This window comes from Deferribacterota bacterium (genome assembly GCA_034189185.1).
In the GTDB taxonomy this organism is placed as follows: domain Bacteria; phylum Chrysiogenota; class Deferribacteres; order Deferribacterales; family UBA228; genus UBA228.
Genome location: JAXHVM010000227.1, coordinates 1 through 2,380, shown reverse-complemented (window position 1 = coordinate 2,380; position 2,380 = coordinate 1). Strand labels below are relative to the sequence as shown.

Genomic DNA, 2,380 nt, shown 5'->3' with positions numbered 1-2,380 from the left:
TTCTAATTTAATTATTTTAATTTAAAAAAATTATACTATAATAAATAAAGTTTTAGAGAGGTGGTATAATGAGACATGGTGATATTTCAAGTAGTAAAGATACTGTTGGAGTAGCGGTGATAAATTATAAGATGCCAAGATTGCATGATAAAAAAGGAGTAATAGAAAATTGTCACAATATAGCTAAAGTTATGAATGGCATTAAGCAGGGATATCCTGGCTTAGATTTAATTGTATTTCCTGAATATAGTACACAAGGAATAATATATGATGAAAAAGAGATGTATGAGACAGCTATAGATGTTCCAGGAGATGAAACTAATATTTTTTCTGAGGCCTGCAAGAATTTAAAAATATGGGGTGTTTTTTTCAATAACGGGAGAAAAACACGAAAAACATCCGCAAAAAACACCTTATAACACATTAATATTAATTAATGATAAAGGTGAAATTGTTCAAAAATATAGAAAAATAATGCCTTGGTGTCCCATTGAACCATGGTATCCTGGTGAAAAAACATATGTAAATGATGGCCCAAAAGGTATAAAAATTAGCTTAATTATTTGTGATGATGGTAATTACCCAGAAATATGGCGTGATTGTGCAATGAAGGGAGCAGAACTTATTGTTAGATGTCAAGGATATATGTATCCTGCAAAAGATCAGCAAATAATAATGGCTAAGGCAATGGCTTGGGCAAATAATTGTTATGTAGCAGTTGCTAATGCAACAGGCTTTGATGGTGTTTATTCATTTTTTGGACATTCATCTATCATAGGATTTGATGGCAGAACGTTGGGAGAATGTGAAACAGAAGAAAATGGTTTGCAATATGCAGAGCTTTCAATATCTCAGATAAGAGATTTTAGGAAGAATGCTCAGTCACAAAATCATCTATATAAATTACTTCATAGGGGTTATACAGGTTCAATAAAATCTGATGATGGTATTGATGGAGTAGCTAATTGTCCCCTTGAATTTTATAAGACATGGGTTTTGAATCCAAATGAGGCTAAGAAGAATGCCGAGGCATTAACCAGAAAAAATCCTGGAGTTGAAGAATGCCCCATTGATGGAATACCCTTTAGTGATGAATAGTATAAATTTTTAAATTGTGAGTTTTAGTTATAAAAATTATTTTCAAAATTTTCTTTTATTTCACTATGATTAAGCTCTGATGAAAGCAATACAATAAGCTTAATCCTTGCTTTTGTTGTATATAACCAATTAGAAAAAATAACACCTATATCTCTTAATGTTTTCTCTGAACCATTGAAATTGTAAGTATTTCTAAAGAGTCTACCAGTAAAACATCGTGAGGTAGCTACAACCAAAATATTATTATTAATAGCCTTTTTTAAGCTATCAATAATATTAGATGGAACATGCCCTGCCCCCATAGTTTCCAATATTATTCCATCAACACCTTTTTCTGTTAGTAAATCAATTAAATAGCTTTTCATAGATATTCCACATGATATAATTTCTACACCAATCTTAGGTTTTTTTATATTATAGATAATTTTTTTATCTAGTCTTTTTCTCTGCCAGTAAACTATATTTTCCACAACAGCACCAACAGGACCAAATTCTAAGCTTTTAAAAGTATCAAATCTGCTAGTATGAGTTTTTATAACCTCTTTTGCTAAATGTATTTCAGAGTTAAAAACTAATAAGGTACCATATTCAACTGCTTTTTCATCTAATACTACTCTTATAGAATCTAGCAAATTTATTGCACTATCAGAACTAGGCAGTGAAGGATTTCTTTGGGCACCTGTAAAAACAACTGGAATCTGATTATCTAAAATCAAATCCATAAAATATACAGTTTCTTCTAACGTATCTGTTCCTTGTGTTATAACAACACCATCAATATTATGTTTTTCTAATTCTTTAATTTTATTGGCAAGTTCTAAAAGTAAATTAAAGGATATATCTACACCTGGCACATTTGCTAGATTAATTGGGTGAAATGTTACATCCCTTTGGTTTATAAGAATTCCAGAATTTTCTAATATCTTTTCCGAATCTAGAGCAGGTCTTGCAAGCCCAGTATCATCTTTCATCATTGCAATAGTGCCTCCTAATCCTATGATAGCTATGTTTTTCATTATTTTTAAAGCTCTAAGTTGTTTTTGTTTTGCTTAAAAAATCATTAGCTACTTCACAATATGTATGGAAACTTACCCCAGGAAAACCCTTTAAGTAAGAGATAAATTTATCATGCATAGGCATATAATTATTCACTAGATATTAAATATTAATATACTATATATGTTATATACAATTTTAATAATTTTACAAACCAACTACATAAATTATAAATTTCATTATGCTAACATAACAAATTGTAGGCTGTATTTAAACATAGAGATTT

1 protein-coding gene and 1 pseudogene are annotated in these 2,380 nt (G+C 29.7%); one reads left to right on the top strand and one right to left on the bottom strand.

What is annotated here, in order from left to right; translation table 11 throughout:
* Positions 1-68 precede the first annotated feature (68 nt).
* Positions 69-1,098 (top strand): annotated as a pseudogene (locus tag SVN78_10245) (aliphatic amidase).
* 23 nt (positions 1,099-1,121) lie between these two features.
* On the opposite strand, the gene SVN78_10240 reads toward SVN78_10245, so the two are convergent.
* Positions 1,122-2,114: an asparaginase gene (locus SVN78_10240; GenBank protein MDY6821986.1), complete on the bottom strand. Its 993-nt coding sequence runs from the start codon at positions 2,112-2,114 to the stop codon at positions 1,122-1,124.
* Positions 2,115-2,380 lie beyond the last annotated feature (266 nt).